Source organism: Ideonella sp. (assembly GCF_041287625.1).
Classification (GTDB): Bacteria; Pseudomonadota; Gammaproteobacteria; order Burkholderiales; family Burkholderiaceae_C; genus Ideonella.
Window position 1 is genome coordinate 33,482 of record NZ_JBGGNH010000073.1, and the last position, 20,671, is coordinate 54,152.

17 protein-coding genes are annotated in these 20,671 nt (G+C 68.0%); 6 read left to right on the top strand and 11 right to left on the bottom strand.

The window, feature by feature from the left end; all coding sequences use genetic code 11:
• Nucleotides 1-8: 8 nt before the first annotated feature.
• Complete coding sequence (locus tag ACAH41_RS27185) at nucleotides 9-398, top strand: VOC family protein (RefSeq protein ID WP_325655338.1); 390 nt, start codon at nucleotides 9-11, stop codon at nucleotides 396-398.
• A 44-nt stretch (nucleotides 399-442) separates the two neighbouring features.
• Here ACAH41_RS27185 and paoC read toward each other — a convergent pair whose 3' ends face one another.
• The 3 genes from paoC to paoA are packed head-to-tail and all read right to left on the bottom strand — an operon-like array spanning nucleotide 443 to nucleotide 4,269.
• Nucleotides 443-2,650 carry an aldehyde oxidoreductase molybdenum-binding subunit PaoC gene (gene paoC, locus ACAH41_RS27190; RefSeq protein WP_325655337.1) on the bottom strand — a complete coding sequence of 736 codons (2,208 nt, stop codon included), beginning with the start codon at nucleotides 2,648-2,650 and terminating at the stop codon, nucleotides 443-445.
• A 3-nt stretch (nucleotides 2,651-2,653) separates the two neighbouring features.
• Nucleotides 2,654-3,613, bottom strand: coding sequence for a xanthine dehydrogenase family protein subunit M (locus ACAH41_RS27195; RefSeq protein ID WP_325655336.1), 960 nt, complete (start codon nucleotides 3,611-3,613; stop codon nucleotides 2,654-2,656).
• The gene (gene paoA, locus ACAH41_RS27200) at nucleotides 3,610-4,269 is read right to left on the bottom strand and encodes an aldehyde dehydrogenase iron-sulfur subunit PaoA (RefSeq protein ID WP_325655335.1); all 660 of its coding nucleotides are present in this window, start codon (nucleotides 4,267-4,269) and stop codon (nucleotides 3,610-3,612) included. Before paoA ends, ACAH41_RS27195 begins: the two co-directional genes overlap by 4 nt.
• Before the next feature lie 206 nt (nucleotides 4,270-4,475).
• Here paoA and ACAH41_RS27205 point away from each other — a divergent pair, with 206 nt between their 5' ends.
• Nucleotides 4,476-4,721, top strand: coding sequence for a hypothetical protein (locus ACAH41_RS27205; protein ID WP_325655334.1), 246 nt, complete (start codon nucleotides 4,476-4,478; stop codon nucleotides 4,719-4,721).
• Between the two features lie 14 nt (nucleotides 4,722-4,735).
• On the opposite strand, the gene ACAH41_RS27210 is transcribed toward ACAH41_RS27205, so the two are convergent.
• Complete coding sequence (locus ACAH41_RS27210) at nucleotides 4,736-5,083, bottom strand: hypothetical protein (protein ID WP_325655333.1); 348 nt, start codon at nucleotides 5,081-5,083, stop codon at nucleotides 4,736-4,738.
• Nucleotides 5,084-5,252: 169 nt separating this feature from the next.
• Between ACAH41_RS27210 and dusA the strand changes: the two genes are divergently transcribed.
• The 4 genes from dusA to ACAH41_RS27230 all read left to right on the top strand — a co-directional run bounded on the left by dusA (nucleotide 5,253) and on the right by ACAH41_RS27230 (nucleotide 10,732).
• Nucleotides 5,253-6,293 carry a tRNA dihydrouridine(20/20a) synthase DusA gene (dusA, locus tag ACAH41_RS27215; protein ID WP_325655332.1) on the top strand — a complete coding sequence of 347 codons (1,041 nt, stop codon included), beginning with the start codon at nucleotides 5,253-5,255 and terminating at the stop codon, nucleotides 6,291-6,293.
• Nucleotides 6,290-7,174 carry an S-methyl-5'-thioadenosine phosphorylase gene (locus ACAH41_RS27220; protein WP_325655331.1) on the top strand — a complete coding sequence of 295 codons (885 nt, stop codon included), beginning with the start codon at nucleotides 6,290-6,292 and terminating at the stop codon, nucleotides 7,172-7,174. Before dusA ends, ACAH41_RS27220 begins: the two co-directional genes overlap by 4 nt.
• A 220-nt stretch (nucleotides 7,175-7,394) precedes the next feature.
• A complete protein-coding gene (locus ACAH41_RS27225; RefSeq protein ID WP_325655330.1) occupies nucleotides 7,395-9,254 on the top strand; it encodes a DUF1800 family protein in 1,860 nt (619 codons plus the stop codon).
• A gap of 32 nt (nucleotides 9,255-9,286) precedes the next feature.
• Entirely contained in the window at nucleotides 9,287-10,732 is a 1,446-nt protein-coding gene (locus tag ACAH41_RS27230) for a DUF1501 domain-containing protein (RefSeq protein ID WP_325655329.1), read from the top strand.
• Nucleotides 10,733-10,825: 93 nt separating this feature from the next.
• On the opposite strand, the gene ACAH41_RS27235 is transcribed toward ACAH41_RS27230, so the two are convergent.
• The 7 genes from ACAH41_RS27235 to ACAH41_RS27265 all read right to left on the bottom strand — a co-directional run bounded on the left by ACAH41_RS27235 (nucleotide 10,826) and on the right by ACAH41_RS27265 (nucleotide 20,663).
• Nucleotides 10,826-13,396, bottom strand: coding sequence for a response regulator (locus tag ACAH41_RS27235; RefSeq protein WP_325655328.1), 2,571 nt, complete (start codon nucleotides 13,394-13,396; stop codon nucleotides 10,826-10,828).
• A gap of 97 nt (nucleotides 13,397-13,493) precedes the next feature.
• Nucleotides 13,494-14,363 (bottom strand): DMT family transporter, encoded by an 870-nt coding sequence (locus ACAH41_RS27240; RefSeq protein WP_370538733.1) that lies wholly within the window; start codon nucleotides 14,361-14,363, stop codon nucleotides 13,494-13,496.
• 59 nt (nucleotides 14,364-14,422) lie between these two features.
• Entirely contained in the window at nucleotides 14,423-15,757 is a 1,335-nt protein-coding gene (glnT, locus tag ACAH41_RS27245) for a type III glutamate--ammonia ligase (protein ID WP_325655326.1), read from the bottom strand.
• Between the two features lie 4 nt (nucleotides 15,758-15,761).
• A complete protein-coding gene (locus ACAH41_RS27250) occupies nucleotides 15,762-17,252 on the bottom strand; it encodes an aldehyde dehydrogenase (protein ID WP_325655325.1) in 1,491 nt (496 codons plus the stop codon).
• A 125-nt stretch (nucleotides 17,253-17,377) separates the two neighbouring features.
• Complete coding sequence (locus ACAH41_RS27255; RefSeq protein WP_325655324.1) at nucleotides 17,378-18,751, bottom strand: DUF3138 family protein; 1,374 nt, start codon at nucleotides 18,749-18,751, stop codon at nucleotides 17,378-17,380.
• A 116-nt stretch (nucleotides 18,752-18,867) separates the two neighbouring features.
• Complete coding sequence (locus ACAH41_RS27260; RefSeq protein WP_325655323.1) at nucleotides 18,868-19,713, bottom strand: ABC transporter permease subunit; 846 nt, start codon at nucleotides 19,711-19,713, stop codon at nucleotides 18,868-18,870.
• Nucleotides 19,713-20,663 carry an ABC transporter permease subunit gene (locus ACAH41_RS27265; RefSeq protein ID WP_325655367.1) on the bottom strand — a complete coding sequence of 317 codons (951 nt, stop codon included), beginning with the start codon at nucleotides 20,661-20,663 and terminating at the stop codon, nucleotides 19,713-19,715. The genes ACAH41_RS27260 and ACAH41_RS27265 overlap by 1 nt, the downstream gene beginning before the upstream one ends.
• Nucleotides 20,664-20,671: the final 8 nt, after the last annotated feature.

The following is a 20,671-nucleotide window of genomic DNA, read 5'->3' on the forward strand; positions in this document are numbered from 1 at the left end:
AACCTGCCATGCAATTCGCCTACACCATCCTCTACGTGCCCGATGTGCCCGCAGCGGTGGACTTCTATGAACGCGCCTTCGGCCTGGCGCGCCGCTTCGTGCACGAAGGCGGCCAGTACGCAGAGATGGAAACCGGCGCCACGGCACTGGCCTTTGCGTCCGAGGCGCTGTCCGAAGCCAACGGCCTCGCCATCCGGCCCAACACATCGCGAGACATCGCCGCCGGCATCGAGATCTGCCTGGCCACCGAGACGCCCGAGCAGGCTTACGAGCGGGCTGTGGCCGCCGGCGCCACGCCGTTGAAGCCGGTGACGCAGAAGCCTTGGGGCCAGCGTGTGGGGTATGTGCGGGACCTGAACGGCTGCCTGGTGGAGCTGTGCTCCCCGATGGTGCCGTGAGCACCTGTCCATGTCTTGCGGGGCTCGCGCGGTGAGGCGCCAGCCTACGCCACCGCTGGCAAGTGGGCCAGCAACTTGTCCAGCGTCACCGGATACTCCCGCACCCGCACACCCGTCGCGTTGTAGACCGCGTTCGCAATCGCCGCGGCCACGCCGCAGATGCCCAGTTCGCCGACGCCCTTGGCTTTCATGGGGGACGAGATCGGATCGGTCTCGTCGAGGAAGATCACGTCCTGGTGGGGCATGTCAGCATGCACCGGGACTTCGTAGCCGGCCAGGTCGTGGTTGACGAAAAAGCCTTTGCGGGTGTCCACGGCGAGTTCTTCCATCAGCGCGGCGCCTGCGCCCATGGTCATCGCGCCGATGACCTGGCTGCGGGCGGACTTGGGGTTCAGGATGCGGCCGGCGGCGCAGACGGCCAGCATGCGGCGGATGCGGATTTCGGCGGTGGCAACGTCCACCGCCACCTCCACAAAATGGCCGCCGAAGGTGGACTGCTGGTAGCGCTTGTCCAGGTCGCCGTAAGTCATGGTGTCTTCGGCGACGGTGCCGTCTTTGCCCGCTGCCTCGGCCAGTGACATGCGGCGGTTGCCGGCACGGATCTCGCCGTCGGTGAACATCACCTCGGCGAGGTTGAAGCCGTGCCGGGCGGCGAGGGTGGCGCGCAGCTTGGCGCAGGCAGCATAGACGCCGGCGGTGGAGCTGTTGGCGCCCCACTGGCCACCGGAGCCGGCCGAGATGGGGAAGGCCGAATCGCCGAGCTGCACCTTCACCTGCGCCAGCGGCACGCCCATCATCTCGGCAGCGGTCTGCGCAATGACGGTGTAGCTGCCGGTGCCGATGTCGGTCATGTCGGTTTCGACCGTGACGATGCCTTGCTTGTCCAGCTTCACGCGGGCGCCGGACTTCATCACCAGGTTGTTGCGAAACGCCGCGGCCACGCCCATGCCAATCAACCATTGGCCTTCGCGGCGCTGACCGGGCCTGGCTGAGCGCCGGGACCAGCCGAAGCGCTCGGCGCCGGTGCGCAGGCATTCGGTGAGGCGGCGCTGGGAGAAGCGGCGGTCCGGTTTTTCGGGGTCGACCTGTGTGTCGTTGAGGATGCGGAATTCGATGGGATCCAAGCCCAGCTTCTCGGCCATTTCGTCGATGGCGATTTCCAGCGCCATCAGGCCCGGCGCCTCGCCCGGCGCGCGCATGGCGTTGCCTTCGGGCAGGTCCAGCACGGCCAGGCGCATCGCGGTCATGCGGTGGGCGCCAGCGTAGAGCAGGCGGGTTTGATTGACGGCTGTTTCGGGCTGGCCTTCGGGCAGGTCACCCGACCAGCTTTCATGGCCGATGGCGGTGATCTTGCCGTCCTTCCCGGCGCCGATGCGGATGCGCTGGAGAGTGGCCGGCCGGTGCGTGGTGTTGTTGAACATCTGCGGCCGCGCCAGCATGACCTTGACCGGCCGGCCGGCGGCCTTGGCGCCCAGTGCGGCGAGCAGCACGTCGGCCCGCAGGAACAGCTTGCCGCCAAAGCCGCCGCCAATGTAGGGCGAGACCAGCCGCACTTTTTCCTTGGGCATCTTCAGCGTGGCGGCCAGGTCGGTGCGGCCCCAGTCGACCATCTGGTTCGAGGTCCAGACGGTCAACTCGTCGCCCTTCCAGGCGGCGAGCGTGGCGTGCGGCTCCATCATTGCGTGGGCCTGGTCAGGCGTGTGGTAGGTCGCGTCCAGTTGGACCGGCGCGGCGGCGAAAGCGCCAGCGAAATCGCCCACCGCGCTGTCGGGTTCCGGGTCCTGCTTGGGCGTGGGTTTCTTCGCCGAGTCCTTGGCTGCGGCAAGGTCGAAGCTGCCCGCTGCGGCTTCGTATTCGACCTTCACCAACTGCGCCGCGGCGCGCGCCTGCTCGAAACTCTGTGCCACGACCAGTGCCACAGCCTGGTGGTAGTGCTGCACCTCTGGCCCGGCCAGCAGCTTGGCTGTGTTGCGCTTGCCCTTGCCGAGCTGGCCGGCGCTGCCGGCCGTGACGATGGCGATGACGCCCGGCGCGGCCCGCGCGGCGTTCAGGTCCATCGCGGTGATACGGCCCTTGGCAATCGTCGCGCCGACCACCTGACCGTAGGCCGGGTTGGGAGCCACGTCATGCCGTTCGTAGGCATACGGCGCAGTGCCGGTGGTCTTGCGCGGGCCGTCGATGCGGTCGGTCGGACGGCCGACGACCTTCAGCTGGTCGATCGGGTTGATGCCGGCGGGGGTGTCGAATTTCATGGCTCAGCCTCCCACTTGTCTGGCCTGGACCAGCACTGCGGCCAGCGTGCGCTCGGCAAGCTGCAGCTTGTAGGCGTTGTCATCGCTGGGCTTGGCGCCGGCCAGCAATTGGGCGGTCACCGCCTTGGCGCCTTGCGGCAGCGCGGCCTCGGCCGTTTCGATGCGCCAGGGCTTGTGCGCGACGCCACCCAGCGCCACGCGGCCGCTGCCGTCCGGCTGCAGCACCGCGGCCACCGAGACAAGTGCAAACGCATACGAAGCCCGGTCGCGCACCTTGCGGTAGACGTGCACGCCGCCCAGGGGCTTGGGCAGCGTGACACTGGTGATCAGCTCGCCGGGCAGCAATGCTGTCTCGACCTGCGGCGTGTCGCCGGGCAGGCGGTGGAAATCGGCGATGGGGATGTGGCGGGCCTGGCCGTCGGGGCGCACGGTGTCGACCGTCGCGTCCAGCACGCGCATGGCCACCGCCATGTCGCTCGGGTGCGTGGCAATGCAGGCCGCGCTGGTGCCGACGATGGCGTGCTGCCGCGTCACGCCGCCAATGGCGCTGCAGCCGCTGCCGGGCTGGCGCTTGTTGCAGGCTTGGGCGGTGTCGTAGAAGTAGGGGCAGCGGGTGCGCTGCAGCAGGTTGCCGGCGGTGGTCGCGCGGTTGCGCAGCTGGCCCGAGGCGCCGGCCAGCAGCGCGCGGGACAGCACCGCGTAATCGCGCCGCACGCGCTCGTCGGCGGCGAGGTCGGTGTTGCGCACCAGCGCGCCGATGCGCAGGCCGCCTTCGGGCGTCGGCTCGACCTGGTCCAGCGCCAGGCCGTTGACGTCGATCAGGTGCGAAGGCACCTCGATCTGCAGCTTCATCAGGTCCAGCAGGTTGGTGCCGCCGGCAATGAACTTGGCGCCGGGGTTGCGCGCTGCGGCGGCTGCCGCTTCGGGGGCGCTGCTGGCGCGTTCGTAGGTGAAGGACTTCATGCTTGAGCTCCTTGCTGCTGCGCGACTTCGGTGATCGCCTCGGCAATGTTCGAGTAAGCACCGCAGCGGCAGATGTTGCCGCTCATGCGCTCGCGCAGTTCCTCGGCCGTGAGCAGCGGGCGCTCGGCGAGGCTCGCGCTCACATGGCTCGGAATGCCGCGCTTCAGCTCGTCCAGCATGCCGACGGCCGAGCAGATCTGCCCCGGCGTGCAGTACCCGCACTGGTAGCCGTCGTGCTTCACGAAGGCGGCCTGCAGCGGGTGCAGCCGCTCAGGCGTGCCCAGGCCTTCGATGGTCGTGACCTTCGCGCCTTGGTGCATCACCGCCAGGGTCAGGCATGAGTTCAGCCGCCGGTCATCCACCAGCACCGTGCAGGCGCCGCACTGGCCGTGGTCGCAGCCTTTTTTCGTGCCGAACAGCTGCAGGTGCTCGCGCAGCGCGTCCAGCAGCGTGGTGCGGTTGTCCAGTTCCAGCGTGCGCGGCTGGCCGTTGACCTGCAAGGTGACCTTGGACATGGGCACGCCGGCGGCGGGGGGCAAGGGCGCTGGCGTGGGCGCGCCCGCGGCGTCTGCCGCGGGCACCACGCTGGCCGTGGAAGCAGCGCCGGCAATCAGCAGGTCGCGGCGGGAAATGGCGAGGTCTGGCTGGCAGTGCATGGCTTGATCGGCTCCCCGTTGGCACGTTGGCAACAGTGGGCGGCGCTGCCTTGGAACGGCCGGGCGCTGGCCACTGGCGGAGGTGGGCAATCGGCGCGCCCGGCCACGCGGTGGCACGCGTCCCTGCCGGCACCGAGGCTGTCACCTTGGTGGGCTGACCCGCGCCGCATACTGGCGGCTGCCACAGTCAAAACGGGAGCGTCAAAATGGAAAAATTGCAGACTGGCTACCTCGGCCACTTCACGCTGCGCGGCTTCAGCCAGGCGCAGCCGGACGGGCGTTTCGAGGCCCATTTCAGCGTCACCGAAGACGACCCCGAAGCCGACGCCTCGGTCACTGGCGACACCGGCATGCTCTACGGCACCGAAGCCGAAGCAGCAGACGCGGGCCTGCAGGCCGCAATGATGTGGGCCAACGAGAACAACCCGGACGACCGGCAAGGGCGCAACTGAGCGGCTGGACCCGATCAGTCCGCGGTGCAGGCGATCATCGCCAGCTGAGCGGCGAGCGTGGGCGGTGCGGAGGGCAAAGCCGGTGCTGCTTGAGCGCTTGGCGCAGCGCCCAGCTTGACCTCGGCGCCGGCAGCCTGCATGCGGCTCGCCACCCGTTCCAGCTCCTCGGGCGAGAGCGCCAGCCGCGCCGCCGCGAAGAACAGCATGTGCAGGCCCATGCCGCGTGGCGCCTGGCCGCCGGTGTACTTGCGCCATTGCTGGCCACCGGCCAGGCCGAACAGCTCGGCCATCTCGACCCCGGTCATGCCGAGTTCTTCCTTCAGGCGGCGCAGGTCCGCAGGCGTGGGAGGGCTGTAGTGCATGGGCCGACTGTCCACTTGAAGCATGAACAGACTGTGACGGTCGCAGTTGGTTTGTGTCGGCCGTCATCAAACGCAGGCGCCCGCCTGGACCACGAAACCGGACATTCGCCTCGGACAAGCCGCGCCGTACCAGCTGTGGCTGGTCGTTGCTTGGGATAATCGCGCCCACATGACGAACCCCGACACCAGCGCCGAGCCCGGCGCAGCCCACAGCCCCTGGCGCCTTTCGGTGGCGCCGATGATGGACTGGACCGACAGGCATTGCCGGGTCTTCCACCGGCTGCTGACCCGCCACACCCGCCTCTACACCGAGATGGTGACGACCGGGGCTTTGCGGCATGGGGACCAGCCGCGGCACCTGGACTTTGATGCGGCGGAGCAGCCGCTGGCCTTGCAGCTGGGTGGCAGTGAGCCGGGCGAACTGGCTTACAGCACCGCGCTGGCGCGGCAGTGGGGCTACCAGGAGGTGAACCTGAACTGTGGCTGCCCGAGCGAGCGGGTGCAGCGCGGGGCGTTTGGCGCCTGCCTGATGGCCGAGGCGCCGCTGGTGGCGGACTGCGTGAGGGCGATGGTGGAGGCGGCCCAGCCGCGGGCGGCCGGCGAGGCGGCGCTGCCGGTCACTGTCAAGCACCGCATTGGCATCGACAAGGAAGAGAGCTACGCGTTCGTGCGCGACTTCGTGGGCACCGTGGCAGAAGCCGGCTGCGAGGTGTTCATCGTGCATGCGCGCAATGCCTGGCTCAAGGGCTTGAGTCCAAAGGAAAACCGCGAGATTCCGCCGCTGCGTTACGAGCTGGTGCATCAGCTCAAGCGCGAGTTTCCGCAGCTGACCATCGTGCTGAACGGTGGCGTGAAGACCTCGGACGAGATCGCCCACCAGCTGCAGTTCGTGGACGGCGTGATGATCGGCCGCGAGGCTTATCACAACCCTTGGGTGATGGCCGACTGGGATCAGCGATTCTTCGGCGATGAGGCCTCGGGGAACGACCGCATCGACATCGAACGCGCGATGGCGCGATACATGGCTGAGCGCCATGTGGCCGCCGGCACGCCGTGGGCGCACATTGCTCGCCACATGCTGGGCCTGTGGAACGGCACGCCGGGCGCGCGCCGTTGGCGGCAGGTGTGGTCGGACCACAAGCTGAAGGCAGAGACACCGGATGCGGTGCTGCGCCTTGCGCATCCTGAAGCAGCAACGGTGGCTGCATGAGCACACAGGTCTTGGGCGTTCTCGGTGGCAGTGGCCTATACGAGCTGCCAGGTTTGACCGACACGGCCTGGGTCACGGTGGACACGCCGTGGGGCGCGCCTTCGGACCAACTGCTGACCGGCCGGCTCGGGGACGCGCGGCTCGTGTTCCTGCCGCGCCACGGCCGTGGCCACCGCGTGCCGCCGGGCGAGGTGAACTACCGGGCCAACGTCGCGGCGCTGAAGCAGCTGGGCGCGACGGACGTGCTGTCGGTCAGCGCGGTGGGCGGGCTGCGGGCAGACCTGCCGCCGGGTACCTTCGTGGTGGTGGACCAGTTCATCGACCGCACCGTGGGCCGCGCTTCGTCGTTCTTCGGCACCGGTCTGGTCGCGCATGTGGCGATGGCAAGGCCGACCTGCCACCGGCTGGGTCGCCATGTGCTGGGCCAGTTGGCGGCGCAAGGTGTGCCGCATGCGGACGGGGGCACCTACCTGGCGATGGAAGGCCCGCAGTTCTCCACGCTGGCCGAAAGCCGCCTGTACCGCAGCTGGAACTGCGACGTGATCGGCATGACCAACCAGCCCGAGGCCAAGCTGGCGCGCGAGGCCGAGCTTTGTTATGCGTCGGTGGCGATGGTGACGGATTTCGACTGCTGGCACCCGCAGCACGACAGCGTGACGGTGGACGCCATCGTCAAGGTGCTGCTGGGCAACGCCGACAAGGCGCGTTCGCTGGTTGCCGCGCTGGCCGGCCAGGTCACAGGCGACGAACACGGTGCCGGCTGCAACTGCCGCCGGGCGTTGGACCATGCGCTGATCACCGCGCCTGCCGTGCGCGACCCGGCGATGGTGGCCAGGCTGCAGGGCATTGCGGGCCGCGTGCTGGGAAGCACGGCACCCTGAACGGCGGGTGGGCCTGACATAAATCGTCGGTTCCCTTACGGCACAGAAACTGCTGATTGACAGGGCAATTGATGCGATCGGCGCATCAACTGCTCACAGCTTCCCGAAGGCGACCCCGGCAGAATTTTGTCTGTTGCCCGGGTTTGCTTTTCCGGTGACCTGACCCGCCCACCTTGCCACTGACAACGGGCTGCTTTGCACGGCCCGAAGGGACTTTGACATGCCGACTCCTGTTCGCCACGCTGGCGTAGACGCCAGCGTGTGCCGGCGCTCGCCTGCGCTTTCCACGTTGCCATGGCGCCGCGCTGGCGCCATCCTCGGTGCCGTCGCCATGAGCTGGGTGCTCGCCGGCTGCGGCGGCAGTGCCAGCGAGGGCAGTTCGAACGAGGCAACTGCTGCCGAAGCCCGCCGCAGCGCGCTGGCCGTCTCGCAGCTGACCGCGCCTTCGCAGCTGACCGCGCCTTCGCAGCTGGACGCGGTGCGCTTCGCCCAGCAGGCGACGATGGGCGCCAACGAGGCCCTCGTCACCACGCTGCAGAGCCGCGGGTTGCCAGGCTGGCTGAAGGACCAGATGGCGCTTTCCAGCTCGCGCTACACCTCGGGCGCGGCGAATGGCGATGCGATCCACAAGAACGTCAACGAGGTCGGCTTTTGCGACCAGCCGGCCCAGTCCGGCAACCCGAACTGCTGGCGCGACTACTTCTCGACCGACCCGCTGATCTGGGACTTCTACCGCAACGCCACCGGCCAGACCGACCAGCTGCGCCAGCGCGTGGCCCTGGCGCTGCACCAGATCCTGGTCATCAGCGGCTACGAGGTCAGCGGCACCTACGGGCTGCGCAACTACCAGAACAACTTCCTCACGCTGGCCTTCGGCAACTACCGCGACGTGCTGCGCAAGGTGGTGCTGTCGCCGGTCATGGGTGACTACCTGGACCACGTCAACAACTCCCCCACCGCGCCGAACGAGAACTTCGCGCGCGAGATGCTGCAGCTGTTTTCGCTGGGCACCTGCCAGCTGCAGAAAAACGGCAACTACGTGGGCGGCAAGTGCCAGCCGGTCTATGACAACGACATGGTGCGCAACTACGCTTTTGCCCTGACCGGCTGGACCTACCCGGTGGGCGGCAGCGCCAGCTGGGGCTGCTGGCCCACTGGCGCCAACTGCCAGTACTACGGCGGCGACATGGTGCCGGCCCCGGCGCTTCGCAACACCAGCGCCCGCACGCTGCTGGGTGGCGTGGCGGTGCCGGCAGGGGCAGACGCTGCCGCCGCGCTGGAACGTGTGCTCGACAGCGTGATGGGCCACGCCAACGTCGGTCCTTTCCTGGCCAAGCAGCTGATCCAGCAACTCGTCAGCAGCAACCCGACGCCGCTCTACGTGCAGCACGTGGCCACCGCCTTCAACAATGGCAAGTTCAAGTACGTGGACGGCGACAAGACCATCAGTTTCGGCGCCGGCGTGAAGGGCGACCTGGCCGCCACCGTGGCTGCGGTGCTGCTGGACCCGGAGGCCCGCGACACCAGCGTGAACCCGGCCAACGGCGGCAAGCTGCGCTCGCCCGCGCTGTTCTTCACCAGCGCGCTGCGCGTGATGAACGGCTTCAGCGATGGCGCCGCGCTCAGCTGGTGGTGGGGCGAGTCCCTGAAACAGCACATGTTCAACCCGCCTTCGGTCTTCAGCTACTACCCGCCGCGCTATCCGGTGGCCGGCACCAACAAGCTGGTCGGCCCCGAGTTCGGCATCCACAACGCCAACGGCGCACTGAACCGGCTGAACTACCTGACCTACCTGTTCGACTGGGACGGTTCGACGCCGGACGCCACGATCCCGAACGCCGTCGGCACCAAGATCAAGGTGGACGCCTTCCTCAGCAGCGCTTCTGATGCGACCGCGCTGGTCGACCGCATGTCGCTGGTGATGCTGGGCCAGCCGCTGGCCGCGACGCCGCGGCAGAAGGTGATCGACGCGGTGGCCTGGTGGACCTCGCAGCGCGACAGCCAGAACTGGCAGTCCAAGCGCGTGCGCGCCGCTGCCTATCTCATCATGGCCTCGCCCGACTACCAGGTCGCCCTGTGACCGCGCCCCGTCAACGATCTGGAAGCATCCCCATGTCGCATGATCATCACGACTCCTTTTCCCCGGCACGCCGTCAATGGCTGCGCCGCTCCGGCGGCATGCTGGCCGCCTCGCTCGGCGCCGGCAGCGTGGCCAACCTGCTCAGCGTTGGCCCCGCGTATGCGGCCGACTACAAGGCGCTGGTCTGCGTCTTCCTGTATGGCGGCAACGACGGCATGAACATGGTGGTGCCGACCGACACCAGCCGCTACAGCCAGTACGCCGGCGTGCGCAGCACCTTGGCGCTGCCACGCGAGCAGCTGGTCGCGCTGACCGGCAGCGACTACGGCCTGCACCCGGCCATGGCCGCGCTGCAGCCCTGGTGGGCCAAGGGCCAGTTGGCGCCCGTCATGAACGTCGGCCCGCTGGTGGGGCCGCTCACCAAGGACCAGTACCGCTCGCAACCCGATGGCTCGGCGCTGATTCCGGACAGCCTGTTCTCCCACTCCGACCAGCAGGCCCTGTGGGAAACCGGCACTGGCGACTCGGACTACCGCACCGGCTGGGGCGGCCGCAGTTCGCAGGTCATGAAGACCCTCAACCCGGTGATTGCCATTGGCAGCAACGGCCGCTTCGGCGTGGAAGACCTGCGCACGCCGCTGGTGTTGCCCACTGCCGGCAACGTCTTCGGCGCCTACGGTCTGCAGCCTGCGGACCTCAGCTGGGAGCCGAACGCGCTGCGCAAGACCGCCATCGACGCGATGTATTCGCAAACCAGCGGCGTGGGCCTGCGCGATGCCTACAGCAGCCAGCAGCGTGACGCTTTTGCAGTCTCGCAGCGGCTGGGCACGCTGGTTGCGTCCAAGCCGGGCGATGCCAACTCGGTGCCGGCGGTGGACAGTGCATTTGCCGCGCTGATGGTCAACGGCGTGGTCGCCGAACCGCTGGCCGCGCAGCTGTACCAGACGGCGCGGCTGATCGCGCAGAACGCGGTGGTGCAGGGCAATCGCCAGATCTTCTTCGTCACGCAAGGCGGCTTCGACACGCACAACGACCAGATCGGCCAGAGCGCGCTGGATGGCACGCACGCTGGCCTGATGAACACGCTGGCCGTTGCGCTGGCGGCGTTCCAGACGGCCATCACCGCCATCGGCCTCGGCCCGAAGATCACCACCTTCACGCAAAGCGACTTCGGCCGCACCTTCGCGCCCAACGCCAGCGCCGGCACAGACCACGCCTGGGGCAACCATCAGCTGGTGCTGGGCGGCGCAGTGAAGGGCGGCCAGGCCTACGGCCGCTACCCGGAGCTGGTGCTGGGCGGGCCGGACGACGTGGGCGTGGACAGCTGGGAACTGCAGGGTCGCTGGATCCCCAGCAGCTCGGTGGACCAGTACGCGGCCACGCTGCTGCACTGGTTCGGCGCGAAGGATGCGCAGCTGGACAAGATCCTGCCGAACCTGGTGAACTTCGGCAGCGCGAGGTCGTTGGGGTTTGTTTGAGAGAGAGGCACGACCCTTCGACAAGCTCAGGGAGAACGGAGCGTGTTCCGTTCGGGCTGAGCCTGTCGAAGCCCAGCAACCGCTGCAGGACTTTTACAGTGCCGGCCGCGCCAGGGCCCGCTGCACTTCCCCGACAAACTCGCCATGCGCGAAGTCGGCGTGGGCGACCAGGCCCTGGATGCGGCCGTTGAGCTGCTGCCGGTCAGCCAGGCTCAGGTCGCCAGCGGTCACCGCAACGATGGGGATGTGCCGCGTGGCCGGGTGGTTCTTCAATGCCTCGGCCACGTCGAAGCCGCTGACTTCGGGCATGGCCAAGTCGAGTGCGATCAGGTCCGGCCGGAAGCGCTGCGCCAGCTCGATGCCTTCCTGCCCGCCCAGCGCGCGCAACACCACGCAGCCGCGCTGGCGCAGCTGTCCAGCCAGGCGCTCGACGGCGACGGGGTCGTCGTCCACCACCAGCACTGTTGCCCTGCGTTCGGCATCCACCGCCAGGCCCATGCGCTCCAGCCCGAGGGCCAGCGCGTCTCGGGCAATTGGTTTTTGCAGCACCAGCGCGGCACCCAGCGAATAGCCGCGGCCGTGGTCGGCCACCACCGAGACCACGACCACCGGCACGCTGGCCCAGGCCGGCAGCCCGCGCATGCGCGCCAAAAATTGCCAGCCGTCCATGCCGGGCAGCAGGATGTCCAGCGTGATCAGGTCCGGTGTGCATTCGCTGGCCAGTTCCAGTGCCTCTTCGGCCGAATGCAGCCAGCGCACTTCGAACCCTTGTTCTTCGAGCTGCACCTGCATCAGCGCCGCAGCGTCGGCGTTGTCTTCGACCACCAGGGCCAGCCGGCGCGAGGTGTCGGTCGGCCGGGCGCTGTTGGCGCTCCAGGCGGGTTGCGAAGCGGTGGTTGCCTCATCCTGCAGCGGCAGCCAGACGGTGAAGCAGCTGCCGCGGCCGGGCTCGCTGGTCACTGCGATCATGCCTTGATGCAACTCCACCAGCCGGTGCACCATCACCAGGCCCAGGCCGGTGCCCTCGGCCTGGCGGGTCACTGCGTTGGCAATCTGCGTGAAAGGCTTGAACAGCTTGTGCAGGTCCGCGGCACTGATGCCGATGCCGGTGTCGGTGACCGAAATTTCCACATAGCGCGTGGGGCGCACCGCGGCGGCATCGGTCAGCACCGGTGGCGGCATGCGCAGGCCTTCGCGGAAGCCGGGCAGGGCTGTGTTGGCGCGCTCGGCATCGGCCCATTGCACCTGCATGCTGACCTGTCCGCCATCGGGGCTGAACTTGACGGCGTTGGACAGCAGGTTCAGCAGCAGTTGCTTCAGGCGCCGGCGGTCGGCCCGCAGCATGCCCAGCGGACCGGGCTTGGCCAGCAGCAGCCGGACTTGGCGGGCGCGGGCGCGCTCGTCCACCATGGCCAGGGTTTCGGTCAGCAAGGCCTGCAGCGGCACCGCTTCCAGCTCGATGTCGACCTTGCCGGCCTCGATCTTGGACAGGTCCAGGATGTCGTTGATCAGCGCCAGCAGGTGGTGGCCGCTCTGGAAGATGTGGGTGGCGAAGGTGCGCTGCCGGTCGCTCAAGGGCCCGGCCATGCTGGCCTTCAGCATCTCGGAAAAGCCGATCACCGCGTTCAGCGGCGTGCGCAGCTCGTGCGCCATGTTGGCCAGGAATTCGGACTTGAAGCGGCTCTGTTCTTCCAGCTGCCGGTTGCCGGCGGCCAGCTGCGCGTTGGCCGCCTGCAACTGCTCGGTCAGGGTGTTCAGCTCGATGCTGCGCCGCCGCATGCGGTCATGGGCATGGGACAGCCTGGTGTAGAGCACATTGCTTTCGAGCAGCAGCCGCCCGAGCACGAAGCTGGCGCCCATCAGGCCGAAGATGCGGCCGGCGTAAAAGCCCAGGTCGAAGCGCGCGGCATTGAACAAGGCCGACAGCCCCACGTCCAGCAGCCACACGCCCATCACCACGACCAGCCACAGGTCCAGCACGGTGAACGGCCGGCGCCGCCAGACCAGCATGCCCAGCGTGCCCAGGCAGATCGCCCAGACGGTGCTGACGACCAGCGTGAGGTTGGAGAGGTAGCTGTGCTGATCGGTCATCAGCGCGGGCAGCGCGTCCTGGCCCAGCGTGGTCCATGCAACGGCGAGGCCGGCCGCGAGCAGCGCGAGGCCAGAGCCTGCCATGCTGGCGAGCAATGGCGAGCGCCCATGCGGCAAGGCCTCCCGCGGGCTGCCACGCAGCATGGCGTAGGCCAGCACATAGAGGGGAAAGCCACCGTGCCAGAACATGTAGATCCAGGCGGTGGTGTGGCGCCCCGCACCGAGCAGGCCGGCGGGGCTGAACACGCCCGGGTAGGTCAAGGCATGCAGCGTGGTGATGCTGGCGGTGAACAGGTAGCCGCAGGCCAGCACCAGCAGTGCGCGCGAACGGGTCAGCCGGAACTGGCCCAGCAGCAGCACGAAGGTGATCAGGTCAGTGACGACCAGCGCCGCCTCGTAAGCCGGAATGAAGGGCCAGAGCTGCCCCAGCGGCCGCTTCGCAAACGGCACCGCGCAGGCAAACAGCAGCGCGCAAACGCACAGCAGGGCCAGCGCCATGTGGCGCTCCCTGCGGCTGGCCAGCCAGCCGGCCAGCGAAGTGGGCTGCAGGCTGGGGTCGGACCTGGCGTCCAAGGTGTTGGGTGTTGCGCTAGCACCCGCAGAAGTCATGCCTCATTACAGCAGAGCGGCCTGGGCGAACACAGCTGTCAATGTTGACAGTCGGGTTTCCTCACCCCGCAGGCGGGCGATCACCTGGGGAAGACCCTGGCCAGGTCGCCAGCAACAGGCCAGCCAGTGCCAGGCCCAGTGCCAGTGCCTGGGCCAGCCCCAGCGACTCGCCCAGCCACAGCACGCCGACTGCGGTGGCGGCAAGCGGCAGCATCACGCTGAACACCCCCGCCTGCTGGGCCGGCACATGGCGCAGCCCAGCCATCCACAGCCACACGGTGACCATGCTGGCCGCCACCGCATAAAACAGCAGCAGGCCCCAGCTGGCCGGCGCGACGATGGCGAAGTCGAACCGCGTGGCCTGCCACAGGCCCAGCGGCGTGACCAGCGCCAAGCCCCAAAGGTTGATCAGCGCGCTGATGCGCTTGGGCGAAACCTGGGCCGTCAGCCGCTTGCCGATGACCACGTAGCAGGCCTCGCAGAACACCGCGCCCAGCAGCAGCACATAGCCCCACCAGGGCGCCTGCTGCGCCGCCGGCTGGCTGCCGCGTGCCAGCGCCAGCAGCGCAATGCCGGCCACCGCGCAGGCAATGCCGGCCATCACGCGTGGCTGCAGCTTCTCGCCCAGCCAGAAGCGCGACAGCAGCGCCACCGCCGCCGGAATGCCGGCCATCACCACGCCGGCCGCCACGGCCGAGGTGGCCTGCACGCCGAACAGCATGCAGATTGAAAACAAGAAGTTGCCCAGGAAGCTCTCGAAGAACAGCAGCTTGCGGTCGCCGGCGCTCAGCCGCGGCTCGGCCGGCGCGCGCCGCACCCAGCCCAGCATGGCGATCGCGGCAATGCCAAAGCGCAACCAGGCGAGCAGGAAGACCGGGAACACGGCCACCAGCGACTTGGACAGCGCCACGTAGCTGCCCACCAGCATCATGCTGGCCGCGAGGCAGGCATAGGCCAGCCCGCGGCCTCTCACGTCATGCGCGCTCAACTTCAGAACGCTGCCGCGTAGCGCTGCAGTTCCCAGTCGCTCACATGGCGGGCATAAGCCAGCCACTCGGCCTTCTTCAGCCGCACGAACTCGGCACTCAGCACCGGGCCGAGCGCGGCTTGCACCACTTCGTCCGCGGCGAGTGCGTCTGCCGCTTCGTCCAGCGACTGCGGCAGCAGCGCGATGCCACGCGCGCGGATCTCGCCCAGCGACAGCGCGAACAGGTCCTCGGTGCAGTCCGGCCCCGGGTCCAGCTGGCGGTCAATGCCGTCCAGCCCGGCGGCAATCAGCGCCGCGGTCGCCAGGTATGGGTTCGCGCTGGCATCCGGCAGGCGCCATTCGAAGCGGCCGGGCAGGGTGCGCACGACCGCGGTGCGGTTGTTCGGCCCGTGCGCCACACAGGCCGGTGCCCAGCTTGTGCCCGACAGCGACTCGCCGACCACCAGCCGCTTGTAGCTGTTGACCGTGGGCGCGGCCAGCGCGCACAGCGCCGCCGAGTGCGCCAGCACGCCGCCGATGAAGTGGCGCGCCAGCGGCGACAACAGCGCGCCCGGCTCGTCCGCCACCGGCGCAAACACGCAGCGGTTCGCCTCGTCCCACAGCGACACATGGAAGTGCAGCCCGCTGCCCGGCTGGTTGGCAAACGGCTTGGGCATCATCGAGAACACGGTGCCGTGCTGCTCGGCCAGCGTGTGCGCGGCGAGCTTGAACAGCATCAGGTGATCGGCGCTGGCCAGCGCTTCGTCGAACGCGAAGTTCACCTCGTACTGGCCGTGCGCGTCCTCGTGATCCAGCTGCAGAACATCCAGCCCGGCGTCCGTCAACGCCCGGCCCAGCGCCTGCAGGAAGGCGGCCTGGCGCGGCATGGACTTGAGGTCGTAGCTGGGCTTGTCCAGGCGGTCGGCGTCGTCGGCTGGCAGCCACCGGCCGCCTTGTTGCTTCAACAGGAAGAACTCCGGCTCGATGCCGGTCTTCAGCCGCCAGCCCCGTTCGGCCAGCCGCGCGGTGGCACGCTGCAGCACCTGGCGCGGGCAAGCCTCGAAGGGCTGCCCGTCCACGAAGCCGCTGCTGGTGGCCAGCGCGTAACCGGGCATCCAAGGCAGCGCCTGGATGTTGTCCTCGGCCGGCCGCGCGTAGTACTCGGCCCGCGCACCGGTGCGCGGCAAGGCCGTGCCCCAGATGGACGGGCCGGCAAAGCCGGCGCCCGTCTTGAGCAGATCGTCCAGGTGCGCCAGCGGCACGTACTTGCCTTTGGCGGTGCCGTGCACGTCGGCGAACTGGGCGATCAGCGTGTGCACGCCCTGCGCGGCGAGGCGCGCTTTCAATTCCTCCACCATGCGTTCAATCCAGCCGGATCCAGGTCGTCTTCAACTCGGTGTACTTGTCGAACGCGTGCAGTGACTTGTCGCGACCGTTGCCGCTCTGCTTGTAGCCGCCAAACGGCACGGTGATGTCGTCTTCGTCATACTGGTTGACATGCACGGTGCCGGCGCGCAGTGCGCGCGAAACGCGGTGGGCGCGGTTCAGGCTGTCACTCCACACGCTGGCCTGCAGGCCGTAACTGGAGGCATTGGCCATCGCGACGGCCTCGGCTTCGGTGTTGAAGCGGATGATGCTCATCACCGGGCCGAAGATTTCCTCGCGGGCGATCTTCATGTCGTTGGTCACGCCGTCGAACACCGTCGGTTCGACGTAGTAGCCACCGGTTTCGCTGCGCGCCTGGCGGCCGCCGGCCACGCAGCGTGCGCCTTCGGTGTTGCCTGCGTCAATGTAGCCGAGCACGGTGCGCATCTGGGTTTCGTCCACCAGCGCGCCGAGTTCTGCCTTGCCGCTCAGCGGGTCGCCCGCGGCGTACTTCGGCGCCTCGGCGGCCACCAGCTTGACGAACTCATCCGCCACGCTATCGTGCACCAGCACGCGCGAGGGCGCGTTGCAGCTTTCGCCCTGGTTGAAGAACATGCTGCCGGCGACGGTTTGCGCGGCGCGGGCGATGTCCTTGAAGTCGTCGAATACCAGGAAGGCGGACTTGCCGCCCAGCTCGTTGTAGACGCGCTTGAGGTTGGAGCGGCCTGCGTAGTCCAGCATGCGGCGGCCCACGCGGGTGGAGCCGGTGAAGCCGATGGCGTCCACGTCCATGTGCAGCGCCAGCGCCTCGCCGGCCTCGTGGCCATAGCCGGGTACGACGTTGAAGACGCCGGGCGGCAGGCCGGCTTCCACGGCCAGCTCGGCCAGGCGGGCGGCGGTGTACGGGCTCTTTTCGCTGGGCTTGAGCACGACGGAATTGCCGGCGGCCAGGGCCGGGCCCAGCTTCCAGGCGGCCATGATCATCGGGTAGTTCCAGGGCACGATGGCGCCGATCACGCCCATGGCCTCGCGGGTGATGAGGGCCAGCGCGCTGTCACCAGTCGGCGCGATCTCGTCGTAAACCTTGTCCACGGCTTCGCCGTACCAGGCGATGCAGCGTGCGGTGGCTGACACGTCCACGCCCAGCGAATACTGCACCGGCTTGCCCATGTCCAGCGTCTCCAGCAGCGCCAGTTCTTCACCGGCGGCCAGGATCTTCTCGGCAAAGCGCTGCAGCACCTTCTTGCGCGCGGCAGGCGGCTGGCCGGCCCAGCGGCGGTCGTCGAAGGCCGCGCGGGCGGCCTTCACGGCGGCGTCGACGTCGGCCGCCTGGCCGCGGGCGACGGCGCCGAGCAGGCGGTTGTCCACGGGAGAGTGCTTGGCAAAGGTCTGGCCATCCAAAGCGGCGACCCGTTGGCCGTTGATCACGGCGCGGCCGTCGAACTGCAGCGTGGTGGCGCGTTCGGTCCAGTTGATGGGAGTGCTCATCTGAAGTCTCCGGAGTGTCGAGAAAGAAAGGGCCGCCTCATGGCGGCCCCGCAGGCAAGGCGGTGGTCCGCCTTTGTATGGCTTGCCGGCGCAAGGCGGTGTGTTCGCCCTGCGCGCAGTGCTGCTTAGAAGGCCACGACGACCGAGGTGGCGATCATGCTGTTGGTCTTCTTGAACGTGCCGTTGCGCACGTCTTCGAAGACCGGGCGGTCGGCGCCGTCCAGGCGGTACTCCAGCTTGACCGTGGTGGCGGTGTCGACCGCGTACTTGCCGCCGATGGTCACCGCGAAGCGGTTCGCACCCTTGTCCAGGTCGCCGTTCAGGTCCGGGCCCAGGCCGTTGCGACCGTCGTTGCCATAGGCCAAGTCGCCGTTTTCGTCGGCACCGGAGTAACCGTTGTAGCCGAACAGGCCGCCGCCGTTCTTGCGGTTGTAGATGTAATCGGCACGCAGCAGGCCCTGCAGGCGCGGCGTGAACATGAAGCCGACCAGGCCCGAGGCGCCGATCCAGCGTGAGTCGCGCCAGCTGCCGTCGGCCGCGGGGGTGATCGCGCCTTCCTTCTGCTGGCCGTAGGCGACCTGGCCTTGCAGCGTCAGGTCACCGCGGGTGAAGTAGCCGTCGGCCTCGGCGATGAAGGACATCGTGTTGGTCCCGGTGTTGAAGTTCGGCGTCTTGCCGACCACGCTGGCAAAGCCCCAACCGTCGTATTCGCCCTTGGCGTAGTCCAGCCGCAGCGCCCACACCGCGGACTTGTCGCCGGCCTGGTGAACTGGGGCATTCAGGTTGGCGATGGCGGTGCGCACCCACCACTTGCCGTCCTTCAAGTCCAGGCCGGCGCCGGTGTAGCCGACGGGCAGTGTGAAGTCATACAGCAGGTTGTGGCTGGTCAGCGGGTTCAGCGTGGGCTGCTGGTATTCGTAGCCGGACCAGTCCGGGATCTGGCCGGCGATGAAGCGGGTGTTCTGGTCGGTCAGCGCGACCGAGACGGTGGCTTCCTGCACGATGCTGGCGCCATCGATGGCGGCGCCCACGCCGCGGTTCGGTGCCAGCGTCAGGTGCCAGATCGTGCCGCTGTCGGTTTCCTTCAGGAAGTCGATCGAGGCGGCGCCGAAGTACGAGGTGTCGTAGGCATAACCGTCGGACTGCTGGTTCAGGAACTGGAAGCCGGCCCGGTTCTGGCGCTGGTTCCACACATAGGTGGGTTCGATGTAGCCGGAGATCTTCAGGCCCATGAAGCCCTTGTCCTGCAGGTTGTCCTGGATGGCTTCGGTCTTCGCGGCGATGCGGTTGAACTCTGCCGACTGCTCGGGCGTCATGCCCCATTGCGGCTGCGTGGCGGGCGCGGCTGGCGCCGGCGTGGCGCCCAGCTTGGCTTCCAGCTGGCCGATGCGGGCCTTCAGGGCCTGGAGTTCCTTCAGCAGTTCCTCGTTGGACTGCGCCATCGCCGGGAAGGCGGCGGCCAGTGCGAGCATCAGCAGGGAGGGGCGGAGAACGTTCATCGTGGATGCCTTCTTTCTGGGTTTTCGACGTGAGCTGCGGGTCCGGGGGCGGACCTATCCAAACCAGGCTGGCGTGCCTCCTCAGGCAGCAACCAGTCGGCACATGAGCACGGGATTCAATTGCGAGCGGCGGCGGCCATTTCCTGTTGGCGGCGTCGCTCGCCGCGGGCGATCAGGTAGCTGGCCGCGATCACGCCGATGGACACCGCCAGCACGATCAGCGTGGCCACCGCATTGACGCTGGGATTCAGCCCCAGCCGGGCGCGAGAGAAGATCACCAGCGGCATGGTCGTGGAGCCAGGGCCGGACAGGAAGGCCGACAGCACCACGTCGTCCAGCGACAGCGTGAAGGTCAGCAACCAGGCCGACATCAGCGCCTGCGAGATCATCGGCAGCGTGACCAGGAAGAACACCTGGCGCGGGCGCGCGCCAAGGTCCATCGCGGCCTCTTCCAGCGAGGGGTTCAGCTCCTGCAGCCGGGCCTGCACTACCACCGTGGCATAGGCCATGCCCAGCAGCAAATGGCCCAGCCAGATGGTGCTGGCGCCACGCTCCGGGAAGCCGGTGATGCGCTGCACCGAGACCAGCATCAGCAACAGCGACAGGCCGACCACGACCTCGGGCATGACCAGCGGCGCGTTGACCATGCCGGAGAACAGCGTGCGGCCGAAAAAGCGCTTGTACTTGACCAGCGCGAAGGCCGCGAAGGTGCCCAGGATGACCGAGCCGCAGGCGGTGAAAAATGCGATCTTGGCCGACAGCCAAAGGCCGCTGAGCATCTCGCCGTCGCGGGCCAGCGCGCTGTACCACTTCAGCGTGAAGCCGCGCCAGACGTTGGCCACCGGCGAGTCGTTGAACGAGAACAGCACCAGCGCCAGGATGGGCAGGTAAAGGAAGGCATAGCCGAGGACCAGCCAGGCGCGGCCGAAGCAGCGGTTGAAAGCGGGAGAGGTGCGCAACATCAGCGGGCCTCCTGGGCTTCTGCCTGGTATTTGCTGAAGAAGGCCAGCGGCACGATGATCAAGAGGATCATCACCACGGCCACGCTGGAGGCCATCGGCCAGTCGTTGTTCGAGAAGAACTCATCCCAGACCACGCGGCCGATCATCAGCGTCTCCGGGCCGCCCAGCAGCTCAGGGATGACGAATTCGCCGACGCAGGGGATGAACACCAGCATGGTGCCGGCGATGATGCCGGCCTTGGACAGCGGCACCGTGATCTTCCAGAACGCGACCCAGGCAGTCGCGCCCAGGTCTGCCGCCGCTTCCAGCAGCCGCACGTCCATCTTCGACAGGTTGGAGTACAGCGGCAGGATCATGAAGGGCACGTAGGTGTAGACCATGCCCAGCACCAGCGAGAACGGTGTGTTCATCAGCTTGCCCGGCGCGGGGATCAGGTGGGCCCAGGCCAGCACCTGGTCCAGCCCGGTGCCGATGAGGAAGTCCGAAACCCAGCCGTGTTCGCTCAGCAAGCCTTTCCAGGCATACACGCGCAGCAGGAACGAGGTCCAGAACGGCAGCATCACCAGCATCAGCAGGGTTGGCTGCAGCGTGCTCTTGGCCCGGGCCATGAAGTAGGCGAACGGGTAGCCGATCAGCAGGCACAGCACGGCGGTGATGGCCGCGTACTTCAGGCTGGCGACGTAGGTCATCCAGTACAGCTCGTCTTCGGTGATGAAGACGTAGTTGCCCAGCTTCAGTGTCAGCGTCAGCAGGCCGTCCTTGTAGCTGACCAGGTCCTTGGCCACCACCGCGCCCATCTCGGACACGCTGAAGTTGACCAGGATCAGGAAAGGCAGCAGGAAAAAAACCAGCAGCCAGCCGTAGGGCAGGGCAATGACGCCGAAGCGGCCGGTCAGCCACTTCGGCCGTTTGCGGGCAGGCGTGGTTGCGACAGTGGCGGGGGTCGACACGGCGGCGC